This is a genomic window from Acinetobacter sp. CY73, assembly GCF_059515865.1.
Genome location: NZ_JCAKMZ010000014.1, coordinates 1 through 23,023 on the forward strand (window position 1 = coordinate 1; position 23,023 = coordinate 23,023).

At 39.8% G+C, this 23,023-nt stretch carries 22 protein-coding genes and 2 pseudogenes; 17 read left to right on the forward strand and 7 right to left on the reverse strand.

Features of this window, described 5'->3' with window-relative positions:
* Positions 1-113, reverse strand: a pseudogene (locus AC5YD2_RS08235) (IS5/IS1182 family transposase); the annotation flags it as partial.
* A gap of 468 nt (positions 114-581) precedes the next feature.
* Here AC5YD2_RS08235 and AC5YD2_RS08240 point away from each other — a divergent pair.
* Positions 582-758 (forward strand): annotated as a pseudogene (locus AC5YD2_RS08240) (IS1 family transposase); the annotation flags it as partial.
* Positions 759-824: 66 nt separating this feature from the next.
* Here AC5YD2_RS08240 and AC5YD2_RS08245 read toward each other — a convergent pair.
* Positions 825-1,706: a LysR family transcriptional regulator gene (locus AC5YD2_RS08245; RefSeq protein WP_496125871.1), complete on the reverse strand. Its 882-nt coding sequence runs from the start codon at positions 1,704-1,706 to the stop codon at positions 825-827.
* A gap of 169 nt (positions 1,707-1,875) precedes the next feature.
* On the opposite strand from AC5YD2_RS08245, the gene AC5YD2_RS08250 reads away from it, so the two are divergent.
* From AC5YD2_RS08250 to AC5YD2_RS08280, 7 genes are all read left to right on the forward strand, one after another.
* Positions 1,876-3,393, forward strand: coding sequence for a CoA-acylating methylmalonate-semialdehyde dehydrogenase (locus tag AC5YD2_RS08250; protein ID WP_496125872.1), 1,518 nt, complete (start codon positions 1,876-1,878; stop codon positions 3,391-3,393).
* A gap of 11 nt (positions 3,394-3,404) precedes the next feature.
* Entirely contained in the window at positions 3,405-4,298 is an 894-nt protein-coding gene (gene mmsB, locus AC5YD2_RS08255) for a 3-hydroxyisobutyrate dehydrogenase (protein ID WP_496125873.1), read from the forward strand.
* Positions 4,299-4,407: 109 nt separating this feature from the next.
* Positions 4,408-6,111, forward strand: a complete 1,704-nt coding sequence (locus AC5YD2_RS08260; RefSeq protein WP_496125874.1) for an AMP-binding protein — start codon at positions 4,408-4,410, stop codon at positions 6,109-6,111.
* A gap of 34 nt (positions 6,112-6,145) precedes the next feature.
* Positions 6,146-7,273, forward strand: coding sequence for an acyl-CoA dehydrogenase family protein (locus tag AC5YD2_RS08265; RefSeq protein WP_496125875.1), 1,128 nt, complete (start codon positions 6,146-6,148; stop codon positions 7,271-7,273).
* A 51-nt stretch (positions 7,274-7,324) separates the two neighbouring features.
* Positions 7,325-8,098 carry an enoyl-CoA hydratase gene (locus AC5YD2_RS08270; RefSeq protein ID WP_496125876.1) on the forward strand — a complete coding sequence of 258 codons (774 nt, stop codon included), beginning with the start codon at positions 7,325-7,327 and terminating at the stop codon, positions 8,096-8,098.
* Between the two features lie 46 nt (positions 8,099-8,144).
* A complete protein-coding gene (locus tag AC5YD2_RS08275) occupies positions 8,145-9,176 on the forward strand; it encodes an enoyl-CoA hydratase/isomerase family protein (RefSeq protein WP_496125877.1) in 1,032 nt (343 codons plus the stop codon).
* A 97-nt stretch (positions 9,177-9,273) separates the two neighbouring features.
* On the forward strand, positions 9,274-9,486 hold the full coding sequence (locus AC5YD2_RS08280) for a hypothetical protein (protein ID WP_496125878.1): 213 nt from the start codon (positions 9,274-9,276) through the stop codon (positions 9,484-9,486).
* Between the two features lie 133 nt (positions 9,487-9,619).
* Here AC5YD2_RS08280 and bioB read toward each other — a convergent pair whose 3' ends face one another.
* Both bioB and queG read right to left on the reverse strand, forming a co-directional pair.
* Positions 9,620-10,609, reverse strand: coding sequence for a biotin synthase BioB (gene bioB, locus AC5YD2_RS08285; protein ID WP_496125879.1), 990 nt, complete (start codon positions 10,607-10,609; stop codon positions 9,620-9,622).
* A gap of 281 nt (positions 10,610-10,890) precedes the next feature.
* Positions 10,891-11,982, reverse strand: a complete 1,092-nt coding sequence (queG, locus tag AC5YD2_RS08290) for a tRNA epoxyqueuosine(34) reductase QueG (RefSeq protein WP_496125880.1) — start codon at positions 11,980-11,982, stop codon at positions 10,891-10,893.
* Positions 11,983-12,005: 23 nt separating this feature from the next.
* On the opposite strand from queG, the gene AC5YD2_RS08295 reads away from it, so the two are divergent.
* Both AC5YD2_RS08295 and AC5YD2_RS08300 read left to right on the forward strand, forming a co-directional pair.
* Complete coding sequence (locus tag AC5YD2_RS08295; protein ID WP_496125881.1) at positions 12,006-13,535, forward strand: NAD(P)H-hydrate dehydratase; 1,530 nt, start codon at positions 12,006-12,008, stop codon at positions 13,533-13,535.
* Positions 13,536-13,594: 59 nt separating this feature from the next.
* Positions 13,595-13,927: a hypothetical protein gene (locus AC5YD2_RS08300; protein WP_496125882.1), complete on the forward strand. Its 333-nt coding sequence runs from the start codon at positions 13,595-13,597 to the stop codon at positions 13,925-13,927.
* A 49-nt stretch (positions 13,928-13,976) separates the two neighbouring features.
* Here AC5YD2_RS08300 and ruvC read toward each other — a convergent pair whose 3' ends face one another.
* Positions 13,977-14,522: a crossover junction endodeoxyribonuclease RuvC gene (gene ruvC / locus AC5YD2_RS08305; RefSeq protein ID WP_496125883.1), complete on the reverse strand. Its 546-nt coding sequence runs from the start codon at positions 14,520-14,522 to the stop codon at positions 13,977-13,979.
* A gap of 122 nt (positions 14,523-14,644) precedes the next feature.
* On the opposite strand from ruvC, the gene AC5YD2_RS08310 reads away from it, so the two are divergent.
* Together AC5YD2_RS08310 and AC5YD2_RS08315 are read left to right on the forward strand one after the other, a co-directional pair.
* Positions 14,645-15,235 (forward strand): FxsA family protein, encoded by a 591-nt coding sequence (locus AC5YD2_RS08310; RefSeq protein ID WP_496125884.1) that lies wholly within the window; start codon positions 14,645-14,647, stop codon positions 15,233-15,235.
* A 169-nt stretch (positions 15,236-15,404) separates the two neighbouring features.
* A complete protein-coding gene (locus tag AC5YD2_RS08315; protein ID WP_496125885.1) occupies positions 15,405-16,046 on the forward strand; it encodes a LysE family transporter in 642 nt (213 codons plus the stop codon).
* A gap of 13 nt (positions 16,047-16,059) precedes the next feature.
* Here the strand turns inward: AC5YD2_RS08315 and AC5YD2_RS08320 are convergent, their stop codons facing one another.
* Positions 16,060-16,269 carry a hypothetical protein gene (locus AC5YD2_RS08320; RefSeq protein ID WP_496125886.1) on the reverse strand — a complete coding sequence of 70 codons (210 nt, stop codon included), beginning with the start codon at positions 16,267-16,269 and terminating at the stop codon, positions 16,060-16,062.
* Positions 16,270-16,630: 361 nt separating this feature from the next.
* On the opposite strand from AC5YD2_RS08320, the gene AC5YD2_RS08325 reads away from it, so the two are divergent.
* Entirely contained in the window at positions 16,631-16,879 is a 249-nt protein-coding gene (locus AC5YD2_RS08325) for a hypothetical protein (RefSeq protein ID WP_496125887.1), read from the forward strand.
* Between the two features lie 115 nt (positions 16,880-16,994).
* Here the strand turns inward: AC5YD2_RS08325 and metK are convergent, their stop codons facing one another.
* Positions 16,995-18,161, reverse strand: coding sequence for a methionine adenosyltransferase (metK, locus tag AC5YD2_RS08330; RefSeq protein ID WP_496125888.1), 1,167 nt, complete (start codon positions 18,159-18,161; stop codon positions 16,995-16,997).
* A gap of 460 nt (positions 18,162-18,621) precedes the next feature.
* Here metK and AC5YD2_RS08335 point away from each other — a divergent pair, with 460 nt between their 5' ends.
* From AC5YD2_RS08335 to AC5YD2_RS08350, 4 genes are all read left to right on the forward strand, one after another.
* Positions 18,622-19,779 carry a GGDEF domain-containing protein gene (locus tag AC5YD2_RS08335; RefSeq protein ID WP_496125889.1) on the forward strand — a complete coding sequence of 386 codons (1,158 nt, stop codon included), beginning with the start codon at positions 18,622-18,624 and terminating at the stop codon, positions 19,777-19,779.
* A 186-nt stretch (positions 19,780-19,965) separates the two neighbouring features.
* A complete protein-coding gene (tkt, locus tag AC5YD2_RS08340; protein ID WP_496125890.1) occupies positions 19,966-21,954 on the forward strand; it encodes a transketolase in 1,989 nt (662 codons plus the stop codon).
* Between the two features lie 193 nt (positions 21,955-22,147).
* Positions 22,148-22,363, forward strand: a complete 216-nt coding sequence (locus tag AC5YD2_RS08345) for a hypothetical protein (protein WP_496125891.1) — start codon at positions 22,148-22,150, stop codon at positions 22,361-22,363.
* A gap of 167 nt (positions 22,364-22,530) precedes the next feature.
* On the forward strand, positions 22,531-22,983 hold the full coding sequence (locus AC5YD2_RS08350) for a GNAT family N-acetyltransferase (protein WP_496125892.1): 453 nt from the start codon (positions 22,531-22,533) through the stop codon (positions 22,981-22,983).
* The last annotated feature ends 40 nt before the right edge of the window (positions 22,984-23,023 follow it).

Consider the following 23,023-nt stretch of genomic DNA (forward strand, 5'->3'; position numbering starts at 1 on the left):
AGTGATTCTGCTTTTGCTAAAACCTCGACCATTTCAGTAAAAACTTGCCGAGGTACGCCAACCAAGCGTTTGAATTCAGAATCTGAAAAATGGTTTAATTTCTGATATCTCATGACATTTATATGGGCATAGTTTTTACTTTCGCAAGAGGTCTATTGATGTCGGCTCTTCTTTCACCAACAAGCTTTGTATTTTAAAAATTCAGTGATCTTGGTGATATGGCAGGGGAGTTTGGTGGTGAAAAAAGTTCAAGTGATCAAAAAAACAACATTTAAATCATGTATCCTAGTTTGTATCCTGTAATTTTTTAAAAGTAATTAGTGTAATAAAAACAATAGGGTAGGTAATAGTTTTCGTCCGTCTGGGCCACCATATAAAACAACCGCTTACGTGTACTAATCCTAAGTGGTTTTTTGTTTTTATTTGCTAGTAAGAATATGGTAAGTAGCTTAAATCAACTTATAAGATTAGGTTTTTTAAAGTTATATAAGGTTTGGATCTGTGCTTGGAATCAAGTGTCTAAGTTTAAGATGAGCCAGAAGATCTGCTTCAGCTTGTTTGGACTCTTCTTGAATTTCGAAGGGTTAACGAACCATGTTGAGCGGTTCAATGCTACATTAAGAAATCGCTTGGGACGTTTTACACGGAAAACTTTAAGCTTTTCGAAGAAGAAAGAAAATCATGAAGCTGTCTTGTATCTGTTTTTATTAAAATACAATCAAAACATGAAAAATAAATGGATAACACGTCATACTTAAACACTATCAAATGATAATTAAGCTCTTGTTAGCTAATTATCAGATGATTAACTTAGTTCTCTATGCTTAATCCATCAATGAGTCTTGTAGAGAGTCTATTTGTTTTCTCAGGAAATCCCAGACCAATTTGATCCGCGGTTCATGCTGCAAATCCACCAAAGTTAGCATCCAAAAAGTATGGGTAAAACGAACCTGTTGCTGTAACACTTGTTCAAGTTCAGGCTTATCTTCTGCCATAAATTTGGGCAAAATCGCAAGTCCTGCGCCTGCACTGACTGCAATTTGTTGCGCTAAAATACTGCTGCTTCTAAAATTTGCTGTGAGCTGTAATGGAAGCCGTTCTAAACAATAGAGTTCTGGGCTATAGACTAAATCATCAATGTAATTGACGAAGCGATGTTGCGATAAATCATCCAAAGTTTGAATAGCTGGATTGGATGCTAAATAACTTTTGCTGCCATAAATTTTTAAACAATAATCCGTCAAGCGCGTAATGATATAAGGGCCAGATTTCGGTCGATCAATAGAAATTACAATATCTGCTTCACGGTGTGAAAGTTTAATCATTTTAGGTACGGGGATCAGATCAATACTGATGAGAGGATATTGTTTGGAAAATTTAACCAATAATTGAGTTAAAAATGCTGTTCCGAAACCTTCAGGTGTGCCAATTCGCACACGACCTTCTAGAGGGTTATGAGGTTTTTGAATTTGCAAATAGGCTTGTTCCATATGTTCAATACGAGGAACCAATGCCATTCCTTCAGTCGTCAGTTCATATCCTGTGACTTCTCGTTTAAACAATTGAGTACCTAAAGCAAGCTCTAAGGCTTGGATTCTTCGCGCAACAGTACTGTGTTCGACCCCGATAATTTTTGCAGCATTGGTTAAGGTCTTGGCACGTGCGAGTACCAAAAAATACTGTAAATGATCCCAATTGATTTTCATTGTTATTTTCACTTCCTGTGCAAATATGCACATCGATCGTGCACGAATTTAGGTTGGTGGTCAAAGATAAATTTGCTAATTTGGATTTAGAACTTAAAAACCAACGACAGCTTAAATTTGAAGGTGAAGTTGTTGTCAAAAATTACAATTGAATACCCAAGGAATGGTTATGAACGCAATTCAGAAAATAGAATTAAAAAAAGCTCAGCTTTTAATCAACGGTGAATTTGTTGATTCAAAAACAACGCATTGGCAAGAGATTGTTAATCCAGCCACCCAAGATGTTTTAGGTCATGTACCGTTTGCGACGGTTGAAGAAGTCAATGCAGCGATTTCATCTGCACAAAATGCGTTTGCGAGTTGGAGTCAAACACCAATTCAAGCGCGTATGCGGATCATGCTTAAATTTCAAGATTTGATTCGTCAAAATGCCAAAGCAATCGCTCAAGTCTTGACAGCGGAACAAGGTAAAACTTTGGCTGATGCTGAAGGTGATATACAACGCGGTTTAGAAGTTGTAGAACATGCCTGTTCAATTGGTACGCTGCAAATGGGTGAGTATATCGAAGGCGTTGCTCGTGGTGTGGATACCTATACTTTGCAACAACCGCTAGGCGTGTGTGCAGGGATTACCCCATTTAACTTTCCTGCCATGATTCCCCTCTGGATGTTCCCGATGGCGATTGTGTGTGGGAATACTTTTGTGCTTAAACCCTCTGAACAAGACCCGTTATCGACCATGATGTTGGTTGAACTTGCGATCGAAGCCGGTGTGCCAGCTGGGGTTTTAAATGTGGTACACGGTGGCAAAGAGGTGGTCGATTTACTCTGTACGCATCAAGATATTAAAGCGATTTCATTTGTCGGTTCGACCCATGTCGGCACGCATGTTTACAACTTAGCAGGTCAACATGGTAAGCGTGTGCAATCGATGATGGGTGCAAAAAACCATGTGGTGGTCATGCCTGATGCCAATAAAGAACAAACTTTAAATGCGTTGGTGGGTGCGGCTTTTGGCGCGGCAGGACAGCGTTGTATGGCTTTATCGGTTGCGGTTCTGGTTGGTGAAACTAAGCAATGGATTGATACACTGGTTGAAAAAGCCAAAACCTTGTCTGTCAATGCAGGGCATGAGCCCAATACCGATATTGGACCGGTGATTTCACCTCGTGCCAAAGCCCGTGTGATTGATTTGATCAATAGCGGTGTTGAAGAAGGTGCAACACTTTTACTCGATGGTCGTGATGTCCAAGTAAAGGGATATGAAAGAGGCAATTTTGTCGGTCAAACCATTTTCAGCGATGTCACGACTGACATGCGTATTTATAAAGAAGAAGTTTTCGGGCCAGTCTTAGCGATTATTTGTGTGGATACACTTGAAGAGGCAATTACCCTGATTAATGCCAACCCATTTGGTAATGGTGTAGGTCTCTTTACGCAAAGTGGTGCAACCGCACGTACTTTCCAGCATCAAATTAATATCGGTCAAGTCGGCATCAATATTCCAATTCCAGTCCCTGTACCATTCTTTAGCTTCACTGGTTCTCGTGGTTCAAAACTCGGTGATTTAGGTCCTTATGGTAAGCAAGCAGTCCAATTTTATACCCAAACCAAGACCATTACCAGCCGTTGGTTTGAAGACTCTCAAGAGTCTACCGGTGTCAATACCACGATCAATCTGCGCTAAGGAGATCAACAATGAAAATTGCATTTATTGGTCTTGGAAATATGGGCGGTGCCATGGCGCACAATCTATTAAAAGCGGGACAGCAGGTTTTTGGTTTTGACCTGAGTGAAAAAGCACTACAAGCACTTCAAGGGCAAGGTGGTGTAATTTGTGAAAGTCCACAAGCGGCGGCCAAACAAGCAGATATTGTGATTAGCATGTTGCCTGCGGCGAAACATGTGCGCGATGTGTATTTAGGTGAAAACGGTGTTTTGGCAGTGCTTAAAGCAGGGAGTCTCTGCATTGATTGTAGTACCATTGACCCGAAAACCATTCAAGATATTGCCAAAATTGCGCATGAAAAAGGCATTCAAATCTGTGATGCCCCTGTGTCAGGGGGCACTATTGGCGCACAAGCAGGAACCTTGACCTTTATGGTGGGTGCAGATCAAGACACATTTAATGCTGCTCAATCTGTTTTGAGCCACATGGGTAAAAATACGGTGTCTTGTGGCGAAGTTGGTGCCGGTCAAATTGCCAAAATTTGTAATAACCTGATCTTGGGGATATCAATGGCAGCTGTCGCAGAAGGGATGGCATTGGGTGCCAAACTGGGCATTGATACGCAAGCTTTGGCAGGGGTCATTAATAGTTCAAGTGGTCGTTGCTGGAGTTCTGAGGTGTGTAATCCGTGGCCAGGAATTAGCCCGAATGCACCAGCGTCACGGGGTTATACGAATGGTTTTGCCAATCAATTGATGTTAAAGGATTTAGGTTTAGCGGTAGAAGCCGCTGCTCAGGTGCAACAACCTGTTTTACTTGGTGGATTAGTCCAACAGCTCTATCAGCAAATGTGTTTACAGGGTAAAAACCACTTAGATTTTTCCAGTGTGATTCAACAATATTTACCGTCAAACTCGCCGTGAAAAATACTGAATTAGGGTGAATAGACGGGATAAAAGTCAAAGGATGACGAAGTAGTGCCTTCATGGAAAAGGTATTGCGATCAATAATAAAATGAAACTGAGGTAGCACATGTCAAACTATCAAGATGTTGCAAAGAGTTTTAATTTAGAAAATGCAGCGGATGCATTGTTGAACGGTTCTTTAAATGCGTTAAATGCTTGTGATGAATGTTGTGATCGACATGCGACAGGCAACAAAGTCGCGTTGTATTGGCAATCTAAAGATGGTGAAAAAAAACAATACACCTTTCAGCAGTTAAAAGAGTACTCGAGTCAATTTGCTAATTTTCTCAAGTCTCAAGGTGTTCAGCGCGGTGATCGAGTTTCGGGTTTATTGCCAAGAAATGTAGAGCTACTGATTACCATTTTAGCCGCATGGCGGATTGGTGCTGTCTATCAGCCTTTATTTACCGCATTTGGACCCAAAGCGATTGAACATCGTGTGCAACTGGCGAAAAGTAAGTTTGTGGTGACCGATGCAACCAATCGTCCGAAGCTCGATGAAGTTCAGGATTGCCCACCGATTATTTCAGTGGTACCTGCATCGGGGTTTAAACGACCAGAAGCAGATTTAGATTTCTGGAACGAAGTAAATGCTCAGTCGAATCAATGTGATGTGGTTTTACTGGGGATCAATGATCCATTTTTATTAATGTTTACCTCTGGCACAACAGGCTTAGCCAAGCCTTTAGAGGTGCCCCTAAAAGCACTGATTGCCTTTGGTCGTTATATGCAAGATGCAATTGGTCTGACTGAAGATGATGCATTTTGGAATATCGCCGATCCGGGTTGGGCCTATGGTTTGTACTATGCCATTACTGGACCCTTGTTATTGGGTCATGCAACCTTGTTCTATGAAGGTGGATTTAGCACCGAAAGCCTGATCAAGATTACTCAAGAATATAACATCACCAACTTAGCAGGTGCTCCGACAGCATATCGTTTAATGATGGCTGCCGATCTAGATCAGATGACCACACTTCGTGGACAATTTAGACGGGTGAGTAGTGCAGGAGAGCCACTCAATCCCGAAGTGATTCGTTGGTTTGATCACGTTTTAAATGCGCCGATTTATGATCATTATGGTCAAACTGAAGTCGGGATGGTGGTGTGTAATCATCATGCTTTAAAACACGATATTCGTGCAGGTTCAGCAGGTTTTGCAAGTCCTGGATATCAGATTGCTGTGGTCGATGAGCAAGGCAATGTATTGCCAACCGATACCCCTGGGATTTTAGCGATCAATTTGGAAAAATCACCACTAATGTGGTTTGGTGGCTATAAAGAGAGCCTGAAATCTCCATTTGTTGGTCACTATTATTTAACAGGTGACACCGCAGAAATTCATGCTGATGGCAGTATGAGTTTTGTGGGACGCAGTGATGATGTGATTACGACATCAGGTTATCGTATTGGGCCATTTGATGTGGAAAGTGCGCTCTTGGAACATGATGCCGTGGTTGAAGCCGCTGTGGTTGGTGTCCCTGATCCTGAACGAACGGAAGTGGTGAAAGCCTTTATTATTTTGGCACAAGGGGTTGAAGCAACGGATCAGTTATCTGCTGAACTCAGTGAGTTTGTGAAGAAACGTTTATCTGCACATGCTTATCCAAGATTGGTTGAATTTGTGACTGAACTTCCTAAAACGCCGAGTGGTAAAATTCAACGGTTTTTATTGCGCAATCAAGAGATCAACAAGCAAGAATTGAAGAAACAAGACGTTAGTAAGCAAGAATTAAATAAGCAAGAAATAAGCAAACAGCAAGCTGTATAAACGGCTGTGAACGAATGTATCAAAAGGACGAGATATGCAACTAACCGAAGAGCAAGTACTGATTCAAGATATGGCGAAAAGTTTTGCCGTCGAGCAAATTAAGCCCTTCGCCAGTGAGTGGGATCAAAAAGGAATTTTTCCGAAGCAAGCCCTGAATCAAATGGGTGAGCTTGGGTTTTTGGGCATGTTGGTGCCTGAACAATGGGGTGGCTCAGAAACCGGTAACCTAGCTTATGTATTGGCTTTAGAGGAAATTGCCGCGGCAGATGGGGCAACCTCGACCATTATGAGCGTGCACAACTCTGTGGGCTGTGTCCCCATTTTAAAATTTGGTACAGAACAACAAAAAGAGCAGTATTTAAAGCCCTTGGCACAAGGGGAACTGATCGGGGCTTTTGCGCTTACTGAGCCACATACGGGTTCAGATGCGGCTGCGATCAAAACCCGTGCGGTGAAAGAGGGCGACGATTATATTCTAAATGGGGCGAAGCAGTTTATTACCTCAGGGCATAATGCCGGCGTCATCATTGTCTTTGCAGTGACCGATCCCAGCGCAGGCAAAAAAGGCATGAGTGCTTTTATCGTTCCGCGTAACACTCCAGGTTATGAAGTGATTCGGGTTGAAGAAAAGCTCGGTTTACATGCTTCTGATACTTGCCAAATTGCACTGACAGATGTGCGTTTGCATAAAAGCATGATGTTGGGTAAAGAAGGTGATGGTCTCAAAATTGCATTATCCAACCTTGAAGGTGGGCGTATTGGCATTGCAGCACAAGCGGTCGGTTTGGCACGTGCAGCTTTAGAGGAAGCAACTCGCTATGCCAAAGAACGCGTGGCTTTTGGTAAACCCATTTTTGAGCAACAAGCCATTTCCTTCCGTTTAGCCAGTATGGCAACCGAAATTCAAGTTGCACGACAAATGGTGCATTATGCGGCGCGCTTAAAAGAAGCAGGTCAGCCGTGTCTCACTGAAGCGTCTATGGCGAAACTTTTTTCGTCAGAAATGACCGAACGTGTCTGTTCTCAAGCCTTACAAATTTTTGGTGGCTACGGTTATCTCAAGGATTTCCCGATTGAACGCATTTATCGCGATGCCCGTATTTGCCAGATTTATGAAGGCACCAGTGATATTCAACGCTTGGTGATTGCACGGAGTTTATAGGTCAGGCTGACTTAAAGCTAAAAAAATTAAATATTGAAAGGGCGTAAAAGAATGAATTTTGAAACGATTTTATTAGATAAGAACAATGGTGTGGGGCTAATCACCTTGAATCGTCCAAAAGCACTGAATGCACTCAATACAGAATTGATTGGTGAAATCAATCAAGCGCTAGATCAACTGGAAAAAGATCAAGCAATTGGCTGTATTGTAATTGCTGGTTCAGAGAAAGCCTTTGCCGCAGGTGCGGATATTAAAGAAATGGCAGAACTGACTTTTCCCAATATTTATTTTGATGATTTTTTTAGTCTGGCAGATCGTATTGCACAGCGCCGTAAACCTTTGATCGCAGCGGTCAGTGGCTATGCTTTAGGTGGTGGTTGTGAGTTGGCGCTGATGTGTGATTTTATTTATTGCGCAGACAATGCCAAATTTGCTTTGCCCGAAGTCACTTTAGGCGTATTACCGGGTATTGGGGGGACTCAACGTTTGACCTTGGCAGTCGGTAAAGCCAAAGCCATGGAGATGTGTTTAACCGCACGCCAAATGGGTGCGATTGAAGCGGAACAAAGTGGATTGGTGGCTCGCGTCTTTGCTGCAGATGAATTGTTAGAACAGACCCTACAAGCCGCGGAGAAAATTGCAGAAAAATCATTAACCGCTGTGATGATGATTAAAGAGTCGATCAATCGTGCCTTTGAAGTGAGCCTTGCTGAAGGCTTGCGCTTTGAGCGTCGCACGTTCCATTCCATCTTTGCCAGTCAAGATCAAAAAGAAGGCATGCGTGCATTTATTGAAAAACGACCTGCTCAATTTAAAAACCAATAAACATTGAGCCATTTATTTATTTGTTTTAATTACTCGGATATAAAAAATGAAGAATGAAAATAACTTAATGATCCAGATGCAAGGTAGCTTAGGCATCATTACTTTAGATCGTCCCAGTCACTTAAATGCTTTATCACTTGAGATGATTCAAGGCATTCAAGCGCAGTTTGAAGCGTGGAAAGATGATGACTTTGTTCAAGCGATCTTGATTAACTCAAACAGTCCAAAAGCCTTTAGTGCGGGTGGTGATATTCGCTATTTGTATGATGCTTATAAAAATGACAGTAGTGATTATCGAGACTACTTTATAGCCGAATATAAAATGCTCAACACCATTCGACAATACCCGAAGCCTGTACTCACCTTTTTAGATGGTTATGTTTTAGGTGGTGGATTTGGTTTGGCGCAAGCCTGTCATATTTTAGTCAGCAGCGAAAAATCAAGATTTGCGATGCCTGAAACAGCGATTGGTTTTTTCCCAGATGTCGGGGCAACGCATTTTCTATCTCGTTTAGATGACATGGGGGTTTATCTTGCCATTACGGGTGAGCAAATCAGTAGTAGTGATGCACTTTATTTGGATTTAATTGATTACCATGTGCCAAGCGCACGTATGGAAGAATTGATCAAGGCGATTATTGCACTTCCTGAATTGGGCAAAATTGAAATTGAACAAGTGATCTCTCGTTTTATCAATGATCCTGTGAGTAGTGAGTTAAAAGATTTGGCAAGCCAGATCCATCAGCATTTTTCGCATACAAGCATTGAAGAAATTGAGAAGAGTCTCGCCAATGAACGAGACCCACTTCGCCAACCTTGGGCTGAAAAAGTTTTAAATGTGCTTAAACAACGTTCCTTGATTGCCAAACAAACCAGTTTGAAATTACAGTTGATTGGGCGAAGTTTATCGCTAGAAAAATGCATGAAGCTTGAACGAGATTTGCAAGATATTTGGTTTGAACATGGCGATTTGATGGAAGGTGTGCGTGCTTTAATTATTGATAAAGACAAACAACCGAAATGGCAAACTGAAAATCCAAAACTCAGCAAAATGATTCAGGATCTTACTGTGGCTTAAGAGCACAAATGATCGATAATAATGGATAGAAGTATGTTGGCTCAGGCTATTGCATTAAGTAGAATTGAGCCAATATATCGCAAGCATAAAATGAAGCATGTCTAAAGATTTTAAAGCAACGACTTATGTTGTCGATGCCAATTTGGCAGATACCTTGACTTGGTTGGTTTCACATCAAGATTGTTATGATCGCTTTGAATATGATGCATTGACCAAAGAGCTTTTGGTTCATCATGCCAATGGAACAGATCGTATTAAACAAGGTGATTATCTAAATGCTTCTTATGGCATTTTGATTACGTCACTTTAGAATAATTAATGTCCTAAAAGCTGAGCTGGATTCTTCCTTCAATAAAGAAAAAACCCAACAGTACATTGGGTTTTTTCTTTATAGGATTACTTCTTCACTTTATTCTTAATATGAAGAATCAATCCATATCAATTTAACTTGCCATGGCATCAATGGTGAGTTCTGCAACAGTGGGTTTTGCTTTTTCAGCCTTTAAGCCTAACTTATGAAACAATTGTCTATCACGACCTTCACCCGCATTTGGTGTGGTGAGTAATTTTTCACCTGAGAATAGCGAGTTTGCCCCAGCCATAAATGCCAACGCTTGATCAGAATCAGACAATGACTCGCGACCTGCTGATAAACGAATATAACTTTTAGGCATAATGATACGAGCGACTGCTATTGTACGAATCCATTCGGTCACATCCAATTTTTCTACATCGGCTAAAGGCGTACCTTCAATCGGCACCAACATATTAATCGGTACTGATTCAGGATGAATCGCCAAAGTCGCCAGTTCATGTAATAAACCGATACGATCTTTACTGTCCTCACCCAAGCCCACGATTCCACCACTACATACTTTCATGCCTGCCTGACGGACATGATCTAAAGTATTTAAGCGATCATCATAAGAGCGGGTGGTAATCACATTGGGATAATATTCACGAGAGGTATCTAAGTTGTGATTGTAATAATCTAAACCTGCATCTTTTAATCGCTCTGCTTGAGATTGATTGAGCATGCCTAAAGTCATACAGGTTTCTAAACCCAATGCTTTCACTTCTTTGACCATTTCTAAGACATAAGGCATATCACGTTCATGTGGGTTACGCCATGCGGCTCCCATACAGAAACGAGATGATCCAGAGGCTAACGCTTCTTTGGCCTCGCTAATCACTTTTTCAACTTCGATACGTTTTTCAGCTTCAAGCTTGGAGTCATAACGTGCAGATTGAGAGCAGTATTTACAGTCTTCAGGACATTTTCCCGTTTTAATTGAAAGTAAAGTACTGACCTGAATGTTGTTTGCATCGAAGTGTTGACGATGAATACGTTGCGCCTCAAAAACCAAATCTAAAAAAGGTTGTTCATATAATTTTTGAATTTCTTCACGCGTCCAATCATTGCGCACGTTCATATTTTATCCATCTAATAAATGCATTGATTTGATCATACGGGTTTTTATGAGGAGACAAAGCTTAAAAAATGACATTTTTGTTGAGAAAAAATCATCGATTTTGCTATGTTGATTGAAAATAGGAATTGTTGATTTGGTTACAAAATTATCTTGAATTCTTGTTAGATGTTTGCAAAGTTTATTGGGGTTGATATTTGCTATGAACTGGTCGCTAACGTGCACTTAAAATTCTAAAACGTGTTTTGTTTTTAGGGATAGGCTTAAAATTGAAAAAAGTTTATTCATTGTTTTAGTTTCTGTTGAGCGATTGCCCAGTCAATATGGACTTGCACAATCTCATCGTATTCAACTCGTGTTCGCATTAAAGTTTCGATAATTTTTTCAGAATAGGGTGCATTACCCAGTCCAATTGCGATGTTCCGCATAAAACTTTGATAACCTGTACGCCGCAGTGGACTACCTTCTGTTCTGGCTAAAAAAGTTGCTTCATCCCATGCCCAAAGTTCTAATAAGCTGACTTGGTCTAAACCATGTCGAGGGTGGAAATCTTCTATCGAGGTGGTTTGAGCAAAACTATTCCATGGACAAATCAGTTGGCAGTCATCACAACCAAAGACACGATTGCCAATACCTCGACGTAATTCTTCAGGAATAATGCCTTGATATTCAATGGTTAAATAGGCAATACATTTACGAGCATCCAGCATATAGGGTTCGACGATGGCTTGTGTCGGGCATATATCAATACAGGCGGTACATGATCCACAATGTTTGCTTGCGGGAGAGTCAAAAGGCAATTCGAGTGAGCTGAATAGTTCACCTAAAACAAAAAAAGAGCCCGCCTTTTTATGAATCAGTAAAGTGTGTTTTCCTGTCCAGCCCATACCCGCAATTTCAGCGAGAGATTTTTCAAAAATAGGGGCTGAATCTGCAAAGGGGCGAGATTCAAAATCTCCTATTTTTTCACGAATACGTGTGGCTAATATCTTGAGGCGACCACGCATCACTTTATGGTAATCCCGTCCACGTGCATATCTGGCAATAATGGCAGCATTGGGTTGATCAGGGACATATCGAGGCTTGGGTGTCTCAACCAAATAATCCATGCGCACACAGATGATACTTTTTGTTCCCGGAACCAATAAAGTCGGATCAGCACGTTTTTCTAGATTTTCTTCTAAAAACTTCATATCGCCGTGATAGCCACGATCTAAATATTCTTGAAAACGGACTAATTCTGCTTGAGCATCTGGTTTGGCAATGACACAATCGGAAAAACCCAAGTCCAAAGCTTGTGCTTTAATCCATGCTTTCAATGCAACCGGATCTTGCTGATCTACAGGGATTTTTACTAAAGATGTGGATTGAGCCATAACCAAGATAATAAGGAAAGATGATGCGTCATTCAGTTTATCACAGCCATGCTATTCAAGCATGGGAACAGCGTTGGTTTAGTCAACAAAACAGCGCTTATGGATTGATGCAACAAGCCGCTTGGACAATTGCACAACGATTAATCGATTCCTTTAACCCTTTAAAGAATCCCGTTAAAAATATTGCGGTCTGTTGTGGGACGGGTAACAACGCAGGTGATGGTTATTTGGTTGCAAAATATTTGGCTGAAGCAGGTTTAAAAGTAGACATTTATGCTGCTGAGCTTGGGCAGTCCAATGCTTTAAAGTTAGCTTATCAAGAAGCACAGCTTACGCAACAACGATCAGATTGTGATCTCAAAATCTATTCAGGTTTCGATTTTCAGCAAAACTATGATGTCTATGTCGATGCTTTATTCGGGATTGGACTCAATCGTGATTTAGATCAATTATGGCAAGACATTATTCAATCGATCAATGCTCAATCAGGTTTAAAGATATGCATTGATATTCCCAGTGGATTGCATGCAAATACAGGTCAACCACTGCCTTGTGCGATTAAAGCAGATATTACCTATAGTATCTTGGCTTTAAAAGCAGGACTATTTACGGGTAAAGGAAAAGAATACGCAGGAACAATTGAATCGGTTTCACTCATTCCCATAGATCAAGAACTAGAACCGATGGCTCAGCTTTCGCAAAATGATATACAACTCCCACAACGTCAAGCTTTTGGGCACAAAGGCAGTTATGGTCATGTATTGATCGTTGGTGGACATGCAGATATGGGCGGAGCTGTCATCATGGCAGCTGAATCTGCTTTTTATGCAGGTGCAGGTAAAGTCAGTATTGTATGTGATGCGAAACATCATGCTTCAATCTTGGCGCGTTCACCGAATATCATGGTCAGAGATATTAATGCCATGTCTTCAAATGATATTGCAACGGTCATTGAGCAAGTTGATGCGATCAGCTTTGGCATGGGCTTAGGTCGAGATGAATGGGCGAAAGGCATCTATCACCATTGGATAGACGCTCTGATTCATTCCAAGATTAAATTAGTACTTGATGCTGATGCATTATGGTTCTTGGCACTTAATCCTCAAAAAATGCATGAGCAGTGTTTTCTTACACCGCATCCAGGTGAAGCTGCAAAGTTATTGAATACTTTGGTTCAACAAGTCGAGTGTGATCGTATTCAAGCGATTCATGCTTTACAGGAAAAATACGCAGGTCAATGGGTATTGAAAGGTGCGGGGAGTTTAACTCTACAGACTATAAAAAATGAATTTAAGCCGAATAACCAAAAATCATTGCCTTGGATTTGTACTGCAGGCAATGCTGGAATGGGAACGGGGGGGATGGGTGATGTGCTTGCAGGAATGATAGCAAGTTTAAAAGCCCAATTTGATAATGAAATTGATCTACATCAAATTGTGACTTTACATGCTTTGGCGGGTGATTATATGGCTCAACAGGGTATGCGTGGCTTACAAGCACATCAGATGAATCATGCGATTTACCATGTTGTGAATCATCCATTAGGCGTTTAGATAGCATTGCAGATAAGAGCTAAACTACTCTTTAAATGAATTAAAATATAAGGTGAAAAATGGAAAAATATTTGATCGTTGCTGTCGTTCTAGTGATCTGTATCGGAATCGTGATGTATACACAGATGGCAAGTGGGACAAAGCTTGAAGGACAATCATTGAAACAGGCTGTTCAGAAAGCATTTCCAAAATATAAAGTGATTGAAAAGCACGGTACGATTATGATTTGCGAAATCAATCATCGAAATGAACCTGATGAATTAGTCTTTATTCGAATTGATCGGAATCAAAAGAAAAATATTCGTAATTTTGGTCGTCGTGTAACCATTACTTATTCTAAAAAGCCTTCAATTAATGAAATAAAAAAAGATGTTATTCCTTATTTGGATTAGCACCTTTAATTGATCTTTTCATTTTAGATTAAACGTTTGAAACTTTAATTTAACGTCTACGTGAACTACTGCGACTTCGTCCACGTGCCATTCCACCTAAGGCATTCAATACTGCTAGTTTTGTCATGCTCCCCGAAGCATGAGCGTGACAGATTGCTGTGGCAAGCGCATCAGCGGCATCTTGTTGAGGTTTAATACTGAGATTTAGAATACGCATCACCATCATTTGAACCTGTTCTTTATCTGCAGCGCCATAACCAACCACAGACTGCTTAATTTGACGTGCCGTATATTCAGCAACTTGTAGATCTAAATTGACCAGTGCCGCGATCGCAGCTCCTCGTGCTTGACCTAGTTTTAATGCAGAGTCAGGGTTTACCGACATAAACACTTGTTCAACAGCAGCCTCAGTCGGGCCATGAAACTTTACAATTCGTTCTATTCCAGCAAAAATTCTTTTCAATCGTTCGGGCATTTCGGGCGTTTCAGTTCGAATCGTTCCAGCATCGACAAATATTAGTTTTTGACCTTCTTTTTGAATGATTCCGTAGCCCGTTAAACGTGAACCTGGATCAATTCCAATAATTAGTGACATTCAAAGACTTTAAAAATAATATAATGCCCATATTGTTACATAAGTGTATGAAAAAAGCTTGATACAGATTAAGCATATGATTACCGCAATTTATTCATTCTCTTGAGATTAGATTACTTTCCATGAAATTAGCTCTTATTGTTTTAGTTGGTATCGTCCTTGAAATATTCGTATGGATCGGAATAGGTGATCTCGTCGGAAGTATGTGGTATGTGTTCTTCTGGTTCATTGCGGCATTTTTTATTGGGATGAATATGATTCGTACACATGCCTCGGGCCTGATGCCACAGATGCAACAAATGCAAAAAGGTCAAATGAGTGCAGATCCGAACCTGACCAATAATTTGCCAAAAATTATTGCGGGTTTATTTTTGATGATCCCGGGTTTGATGACTGATCTGATTGCGTTGTTAATTTTAATTCCACCTGTACAGCGTGCGTTTAAATCGATCATGATGAAAACCATGATGAAGCGTCAACAAGCCATGATGGAAAAAATGATGGGTGGCATGATGGGCGATATGAATGGAATGGGAGGCATGAGCGGTGGTGCTCAAGGTCAAAACCCATTTGCTGATCTGATGCGTCAAATGCAAGAAGCCCAAAATCAACAAACTCGTGGTGGTCGCGACTCTACGATCATTGATGGGGAAGCACGCGAAGTTACGCCAGATGCAAAGAAAATTGAAATGAAAGATGTGAATCCTAAATAAACTAACTTACTTCATTAATGTATGAGCAAAGCCAAATCAAATGATTTGGCTTTTTTATGACAGATCAGATTTGAGCAAATGTAAGTCATCGTTATTTATTCAGATCAATACAACAGACAAAATTTAAAATTGTTATAATTCAGGTATTATTTCATGTTTAAGCCAATTTATGTCCTTGCTCCTGACGATCTGTATATTGCATTTTGTGGCTCAATTTACCCCTGGTCCTGATGTACTCTTGATTGCTAAAAGTGCTGCATCTACGACACGAATCAACACACTTAAAATTATTCTAGGTATTTCAGTCGGTATTTTGGTTTGGGTTGTTCTCACCTTACTCGGCTTCACGGTATTAATTACACAGTTTCCTTGGATTCAGCAGGTACTTATGCTGATTGGTGGGCTATTTTTAGCAAAAATGGGATGGGCAATGTTGAAGGGTGGTTTAGCTACTTTAAATCAACGCTTTGAAATAGATATATCCCAAGACAATCAGGATAAGACGCCTCAAAACTATTTTTTATTGGGTTTATTGACTAACTTATCCAATCCAAAAACATTGATTTATTTTAGTAGTGTTTTTTCACTGGCATTAAGCTCATCCGCAGCAAGTAACTTAAAAACGCAACTGGCTGTCATTATCCCGATTCAAACCTTTTTAGTGTTTGCGCTCTTTATGTTGATTATGTCGATGCCAAAAATTAAGGCTACTTACCAGCGTTCTGGGAGTTATATCGATATTTTATCGGGCGCGCTGTTTTTGATTTTTGCGATTATTCTGTGGATTGATGCGATTTATTTAATGCTTTGAGTTTGGATTTGACTTAAAGCGTATCGGGTTTTGAAGGGTCAAAAGCCTTTGTTGTAATCGCTGACTTTGAAACACGACCTGAATTATCTTGGTCAAAACCTTGTTTTTTATTATCCGAATATGAATTTGGATGAAGTGTGGTTTCTGTATTTTCAGAGCCTTGATAGGTTCGGCTGCGATTGGCACGCTCACGCAACCCCCCTTTTTTAATTAACTGAACCATTTTGAATCCCAAGCTTTATGTAAAAGTGTATTCTATAATAATTTATCATATTTGGAATCGAGAATTTATAATGACTCAATTTGAACGATCTTTAATTCAACTTGATTGTATTTATATTAATTAAAGAATTAATTGAGATAAAATAAATAATTAATTTTTTGTTACGTTTAAAAGGTGGTCAGAATCGAGACCTAACCAACTTATGTTTATGTAATTTATAATTTAAATATTTTGATATTGCTTATTGGTGGTTATTTATTAAAATATGGGTTGATAATGTATATTGTGTCTCATAAGATAATAAAAGCGTTAAAAAATATAGATAAAACAAAAATAATGATCAAGCTGGGAGTAAGAAATAATGCACTATCAGTATCACTGCGCGTGTTGCGAAAAGACAGTACAGTCTTCTGAGAAAGTTTGTCAAAGCTGTGGATCACAGAATATTCGAACCCCTTATGGATTTTGGATGTTTTGTATTTTTGCTTGTTTGATGGTTGCGATTGTTTTTAAAGTAGGACAGATGTATTTACATGATCATCAAAATGTCCCTGTACAACATGGTTTTTTAAATGCGCTAGAGCAGGGTAATCAAAAAACGAGTCAATAATATCTAGCCAATTATCAAGCTTATAATTTTTGTTCCTTTGATTGTTCAAATTATGATTGGATATAAAAAAGCCCACAACGTTGTGGGCTTTTTATATTAAATACTTACTCAAAAATTAGAGACCAGCAGAGGCGCGTAATGCTTCAACTTTGTCTGTTTTTTCCCAAGTAAATGCACTATCAGAACCTTCGCGACCAAAGTGACCGTAAGCAGCAGTTTGTTGATACATCGGTTGAATCAGATCAAGCATACGCGTAATACCGTATGGACGTAAGTCAAAGTGTTCACGAACTAACGCAATAATCAATTCTTCCGATACTTTAGCCGTGTTAAATGTATTGATCGAAATCGAAGTTGGTTCTGCAACACCAATGGCATATGACACTTGGATTTCACATTTATCTGCAAGACCAGCAGCCACAATGTTTTTTGCAACATAACGACCAGCATAAGCGGCTGAGCGGTCAACTTTCGATGGATCTTTACCAGAGAAAGCACCACCACCATGACGCGCCATACCGCCGTATGTATCAACGATGATTTTACGACCCGTTAAACCACAGTCACCTACAGGTCCACCAATCACAAACATACCTGTTGGGTTAATATGGAATTTAGTATTTGCATGGAACATTTCAGCAGGAATAACTTTCTTCACGATTTCTTCAATCACAGCTTCTTTTAATTGAGACTGAGAAATTGAAGGATCATGTTGAGTTGAAAGTACAACAGCATCTAAGCGAACAGGTTTGCCATTTTCATAAGCAAAAGTAACTTGGCTTTTTGCATCTGGACGTAACCAAGCTAAAGTGCCTTGCTTGCGAAGCTGAGCTTGTTTTTCCATAAGACGATGCGCATATGAAATTGGAGCAGGCATCAGCACATCAGTTTCACGACTAGCGTAACCGAACATTAAACCTTGGTCACCCGCACCTTGATCTTCTGGCTTTTGACGGTCAACACCCTGAGCAATTTCAGGCGACTGTTTACCGATCATATTCAATACAGCACAAGTAGAGCCATCGAAGCCAAGATCGGAATGGTGATAACCGATACCATTGACAGTGTTACGAACAATCGCTTCAAAGTCGATATTTGCTGTTGTTGTGATTTCACCGGCAAGAACGACAGCACCTGTTTTTACAAGCGTTTCACAAGCAACCCGTGCATACGGGTCTTCTTTTAAGATTGCATCCAAGATAGCATCACTAATTTGATCAGCCATTTTATCTGGATGACCTTCGCTTACAGATTCTGAAGTAAATACAGCGTACTCGCGCATAAGTCCTATCACAGTTAAATTTAAAAGACGCAATATGGTACATCGAGTTAGACTTTTGGACTAGCTCAACCTGACTAAAAAGCATGAAATTATGTCAATTTATTGCCTTTTTAATTGATATGTACATCTATCAAACTGATAAAGGTCTGGAATAGGGCTATTCATACAATAAATGGATGAGCTGCATTCGAGTTAATACAAGAATAAATACCAACTATGTCAAATCATCTATAAATGAGCAAACATTGAATGAGGATTCAATCTTTAGTAAAAAGTTGCAATTTTTTCACCATATTTATAAATAAAATCAAGTCTTAGGGTTAAAACTTTAACGAATTATTTGTTTGTTTTTTTGTATCAAATTGAGTGAATCTGTCCGCATTAGCCTTATATTAAGCAAATTGTTAAACAATACTAATAAATGTGCTTAGGCAGTTGGTCGTGAAGAGTCAAATATAAAATGTTAAAATCGTTACTGAGCTATGTGCATTGGTTTGTATTTGATTCAAAAATTTTAAATTGGAGTCAGGTTCATAAGTGTATTTTAGTGCTCGTTTTTTATCTTTTTATACGCGCATTATGGATCAGCTGGAAGGCATTTACATTACTAACCCCTGAAGTCCAGCAATTTGTAAATTTGGAAACTCTATATTTCCATCTTAACATTGAGATCGTTGAGTTTTTCTTTACACTACTTGTGGTTTTTATCTTATTACTGAGTCGTAATCAAGAGTGGGCACAACATTTTTTTCCCTATTTTTGTGCTGTTTTACTGATTAGCTCCATGGTATTTGATTGGTATTCTTCAGGCTTACTTGAAGCTGGGGCGGTTATCAATGCAATGAGTTTTATTTACTTATTGATTGTCTTATTTGATCGTAAGATGCTGATTTTTACACTCATCTATGCCATTGCTGTATTTGTATATTTCTTGTCTAGTGGAATCGTTAATGGTCAAGTTCAATATAAACCTTTGTTTAACATTGATCAGATCGGTTATCCCAATTTTAAAAATTCGTTTTGGTTGTGTAGTACTGTTTACTTTAGTGCACCACCTTTTTTACTCGGTGTATTTATTCTCAATACCATACTTACGCAATGGTCTGCACGTGAGTCTTATGTCACGCAACTCAGTCGTAAGGATGGTTTAACGTCTATTTATAACCGCCGTATGTTGAATGAGTTTTTATTGCAGCTCGATGAAACTGAATCGTCTGACCATCCTTATGCCATATTATTAATTGATTTAGATCATTTTAAGTCGGTTAATGATACCTACGGACATTTGATGGGAGATCGAATTTTAATCAGTGCAGCGAATACCTTAAAGCAAGTTATTCGAAGAAGTGATGTTTTGGGGCGATATGGTGGGGAAGAATTTTTAATTATTATTGAAAATACACATCCTTACGAAGTTCAGCGTTTAGCCGAGCGTTGTCGTTCAGCACTCGCTAGCCACCGCCATGCCGTAGATCCTATGAAATCCATATTCGTAACGTGTAGTATCGGTGTGGCATTTTCACATCCGAGTCAAAGTTCATTACAAGTGGTGAATGAAGCGGACCAGGCGCTCTATCAAGCTAAAACACGGGGTCGGAATCAAGTCAGCATTGCTTAAATTCATTTAAACTGAATATTCCACCTGTAGTATAATTTTAAACATCTTGTTTTTAACTATATTTGCCTCAATATAGGATAAATATACGTTTCTAGTCTTTACGCTGTCTCATTTTTTTACGACAATACGCGCAGTTTTGAATTTAATTCAACTTCCCACATTTTTAAATATATCGGATTCTGATCTATGACAACCCCGCTGAATGAACGTCGTGTTGCAAACGCAATTCGTGTACTCGCAATGGATGCTGTGCAAAAAGCAAACTCTGGACATCCAGGTGCTCCAATGGGGATGGCGGATATTGCTGATGTTGTATGGCGCGAATTCTTGAGTCACAACCCTACAAATCCAAATTGGGCGAACCGTGACCGTTTCGTGTTGTCTAATGGTCATGGTTCAATGCTTCACTATGCATTGTTACATTTGACTGGTTATGATCTTTCAATTGAAGATCTTAAATCTTTCCGTCAATTGCATTCTAAAACGCCTGGTCATCCAGAATTAGGTTATGCACCGGGTATTGAAACAACCACTGGTCCATTGGGTCAGGGCATTGCCAATGCTGTGGGTTTTGCACTTGCTGAAAAAACTTTAGCTGCACAATTCAACAAAGATGACATTAAAGTTGTTGATCATTTCACTTACTGTTTCTTAGGCGATGGTTGCTTAATGGAAGGTGTTTCTCACGAAGCATGTTCATTGGCGGGCACTTTAGGTTTGGGTAAACTTGTTGCTTACTACGACGACAACGGCATTTCAATTGACGGTGAAGTTGAAGGTTGGTTCTCTGACGATACAGAACAACGCTTCTTAGCTTACGGCTGGCAAGTGCTTAAAGTGGATGGTCATGATGCAGATGCATTACGTGCTGCAACTTTAGAAGCGAAAGCTGAAACGAATAAACCAACACTCATCATTTGTAAAACGATTATTGGTTTGGGTTCACCAAACAAACAAGGTAAAGAAGATTGCCACGGTGCTCCACTGGGTAATGACGAAATCACATTAACCCGTGCAGCTTTAGGTTGGACTGAAGGTCCGTTCGAAATTCCTGCTGATGTTTATAGCGCTTGGGATGCAAAAGAAAAAGGTCAACAGGCTGAAGCTGCTTGGAACGACACTTTTGCTGCATATGCTGCAAAATATCCAACTGAAGCGGCTGATCTTAAACGTCGTATGTCAGGTGAATTACCAAGCGATTTCATTGCGAAGGCAGATGCTTATATTGCTGAAGTAAATGCTAAAGCTGAAACAGTTGCGACACGTAAAGCGAGCCAAAATGCGATTCAAGCATTTGCGCCATTGTTGTCTGAAATCTTAGGTGGTTCTGCGGATCTTGCGGGTTCTAACTTAACGCTTTGGAAAGGTGCACAAGGCGTTCAAGACAATGCTGCAGGTAACTACGTTCATTACGGCGTACGTGAATTTGGTATGACAGCGATTGCCAACGGTGTAGCCCTTCACGGAGGTTTCATCCCTTATGTAGCAACATTCCTCATGTTTATGGAATATGCACGTAATGCAGTACGTATGTCTGCACTGATGAAACAGCGTGTGATTCATGTCTATACACACGACTCAATTGGTTTAGGTGAAGATGGTCCTACACATCAACCCGTGGAACAGATTGCATCTTTACGTGGTACACCGAACCTCAACACTTGGCGTCCATGTGACACGGTAGAAGCTGCAATTTCTTGGAAATCTGCACTGGTACGTAGTGAAGGTCCAACAGCCCTCATTTTCTCTCGTCAAAACTTACCGTTCCAAACGCGTACTGATGCTCAAATTGCAGATGTTGCGAAAGGTGGTTATGTATTGGCTAAAGAAAAAGGCGAGTTAAAAGCCATTATCATTGCGACAGGTTCTGAAGTATCGCTTGCAATGGATGCGTATGCACAACTTGATGGTGTGCGTGTTGTTTCTATGCCATGTGCTGAAGAATTTGTGAAACAAGATGTGGCTTATCGTGAAGCAGTTCTTCCATCGAATATTCGTGCACGTGTTGCTGTAGAAGCGGCGCATGTTGATTACTGGTGGAAATTTGTGGGTTTAGATGGTCGTGTGATTGGTATGACGACTTATGGTGAATCAGCACCTGCAAAAGACTTATACCAACACTTTGGTATTACGACTGAAGCTGTAGTGGCTGCTGTAAAAGAAGTTATTGCTTAATCATCAACATTAAGCCAGTGGAAAAGCGCTCCATACGGAGCGTTTTTTTATTAAGAGGACTTAAGCAGAATATCAAATGTTGCTATTAAGATTGGAATAATCTGCTTAATTTTCTGATTCGGGCGTATAATATGCACGCCGAATCATTCGGAAAACATTTTAGTGTGGTTTTTAAGATCACAAGTGAGGAAATATGAGCCTGTATAACCAGATTAGTGATGAAATTACCTTAATGGATGCGGGTGAAGAGAAGTGGATCGGTCAGGATCTACCTTTAGAGAGCATGGTTGCAGTGGTTTTACTTCTTAAAGATATGGAAGAAGATAAAATCATTAAAGTACGTCGTCAAAACCGCGAGACAACGTCAGGTCGTAAACAAGTCGATCGCGTTTTGGTAAAAAAACTATAAGATTGTTTTTAATCTTTATAGTCACGCAAGGTCATATTTTATCAGGGATATGACCTTTTTTAGGTTTAAATGAATAATACTTTTAATAAAATGGGGTACAACAACAATCGCTTTAAGTTGAGTTTTCATTTATAAAATGATGAGATTTAAATGAGACTCTATATTTCATGAAACAGAATAATATTCAAATCAAACCGCTCTTATCAGAACAATATCAAGAATGGCTTCATCTATGGAAAGCTTATCAGACATTTTATCAGGCAGATATTTCTGAGCCAATCACTGCCAACACATGGGAAAAATTGATCGATCAGGACCAGCAGCATATTTATGGCTTTGCTGCGTTTAAGGATGATCAAGTGGTCGGTATTGTGCATATTATTGAGCATGATAGTTGTTGGACGATTCAGCCTTATGCCTATTTACAAGATTTATATGTAAATGAAAATTTTAGAAATCAGGGTATTGCACGACACTTGATTGAGTATGCTCAGCAAGTGACCAATCAGAGAGGTTGTGATCGGTTGTATTGGTTGACTCATGAGTCAAATGAAACAGCACAGCTTTTGTATGATCGAATCGCACGTAAGACTGGATTTATTCAATATCGTTGTCCTTAACTCCATCATAACTACAATATAAAAAATTACATTTTTATCG

What these genes read in the sequence shown, in the direction of transcription:
- AC5YD2_RS08260 (WP_496125874.1), top strand. Translation starts at nt 4,408, where the DNA reads ATGTCAAACTATCAAGATGTTGCAAAGAGTTTTAATTTAGAAAATGCA.
- AC5YD2_RS08320 (WP_496125886.1), bottom strand. Translation starts at nt 16,269, where the DNA reads ATGGTTCAGTTAATTAAAAAAGGGGGGTTGCGTGAGCGTGCCAATCGC.
- AC5YD2_RS08245 (WP_496125871.1), bottom strand. Translation starts at nt 1,706, where the DNA reads ATGAAAATCAATTGGGATCATTTACAGTATTTTTTGGTACTCGCACGT.
- AC5YD2_RS08295 (WP_496125881.1), top strand. Translation starts at nt 12,006, where the DNA reads ATGCGTCATTCAGTTTATCACAGCCATGCTATTCAAGCATGGGAACAG.
- metK (WP_496125888.1), bottom strand. Translation starts at nt 18,161, where the DNA reads ATGCGCGAGTACGCTGTATTTACTTCAGAATCTGTAAGCGAAGGTCAT.
- AC5YD2_RS08325 (WP_496125887.1), top strand. Translation starts at nt 16,631, where the DNA reads ATGCACTATCAGTATCACTGCGCGTGTTGCGAAAAGACAGTACAGTCT.
- AC5YD2_RS08280 (WP_496125878.1), top strand. Translation starts at nt 9,274, where the DNA reads ATGTCTAAAGATTTTAAAGCAACGACTTATGTTGTCGATGCCAATTTG.
- queG (WP_496125880.1), bottom strand. Translation starts at nt 11,982, where the DNA reads ATGGCTCAATCCACATCTTTAGTAAAAATCCCTGTAGATCAGCAAGAT.
- AC5YD2_RS08250 (WP_496125872.1), top strand. Translation starts at nt 1,876, where the DNA reads ATGAACGCAATTCAGAAAATAGAATTAAAAAAAGCTCAGCTTTTAATC.
- AC5YD2_RS08265 (WP_496125875.1), top strand. Translation starts at nt 6,146, where the DNA reads ATGCAACTAACCGAAGAGCAAGTACTGATTCAAGATATGGCGAAAAGT.
- tkt (WP_496125890.1), top strand. Translation starts at nt 19,966, where the DNA reads ATGACAACCCCGCTGAATGAACGTCGTGTTGCAAACGCAATTCGTGTA.
- AC5YD2_RS08350 (WP_496125892.1), top strand. Translation starts at nt 22,531, where the DNA reads ATGAAACAGAATAATATTCAAATCAAACCGCTCTTATCAGAACAATAT.
- AC5YD2_RS08275 (WP_496125877.1), top strand. Translation starts at nt 8,145, where the DNA reads ATGAAGAATGAAAATAACTTAATGATCCAGATGCAAGGTAGCTTAGGC.
- ruvC (WP_496125883.1), bottom strand. Translation starts at nt 14,522, where the DNA reads ATGTCACTAATTATTGGAATTGATCCAGGTTCACGTTTAACGGGCTAC.
- AC5YD2_RS08300 (WP_496125882.1), top strand. Translation starts at nt 13,595, where the DNA reads ATGGAAAAATATTTGATCGTTGCTGTCGTTCTAGTGATCTGTATCGGA.
- mmsB (WP_496125873.1), top strand. Translation starts at nt 3,405, where the DNA reads ATGAAAATTGCATTTATTGGTCTTGGAAATATGGGCGGTGCCATGGCG.
- AC5YD2_RS08315 (WP_496125885.1), top strand. Translation starts at nt 15,405, where the DNA reads ATGTCCTTGCTCCTGACGATCTGTATATTGCATTTTGTGGCTCAATTT.
- AC5YD2_RS08335 (WP_496125889.1), top strand. Translation starts at nt 18,622, where the DNA reads ATGTTAAAATCGTTACTGAGCTATGTGCATTGGTTTGTATTTGATTCA.
- bioB (WP_496125879.1), bottom strand. Translation starts at nt 10,609, where the DNA reads ATGAACGTGCGCAATGATTGGACGCGTGAAGAAATTCAAAAATTATAT.
- AC5YD2_RS08310 (WP_496125884.1), top strand. Translation starts at nt 14,645, where the DNA reads ATGAAATTAGCTCTTATTGTTTTAGTTGGTATCGTCCTTGAAATATTC.
- AC5YD2_RS08345 (WP_496125891.1), top strand. Translation starts at nt 22,148, where the DNA reads ATGAGCCTGTATAACCAGATTAGTGATGAAATTACCTTAATGGATGCG.
- AC5YD2_RS08270 (WP_496125876.1), top strand. Translation starts at nt 7,325, where the DNA reads ATGAATTTTGAAACGATTTTATTAGATAAGAACAATGGTGTGGGGCTA.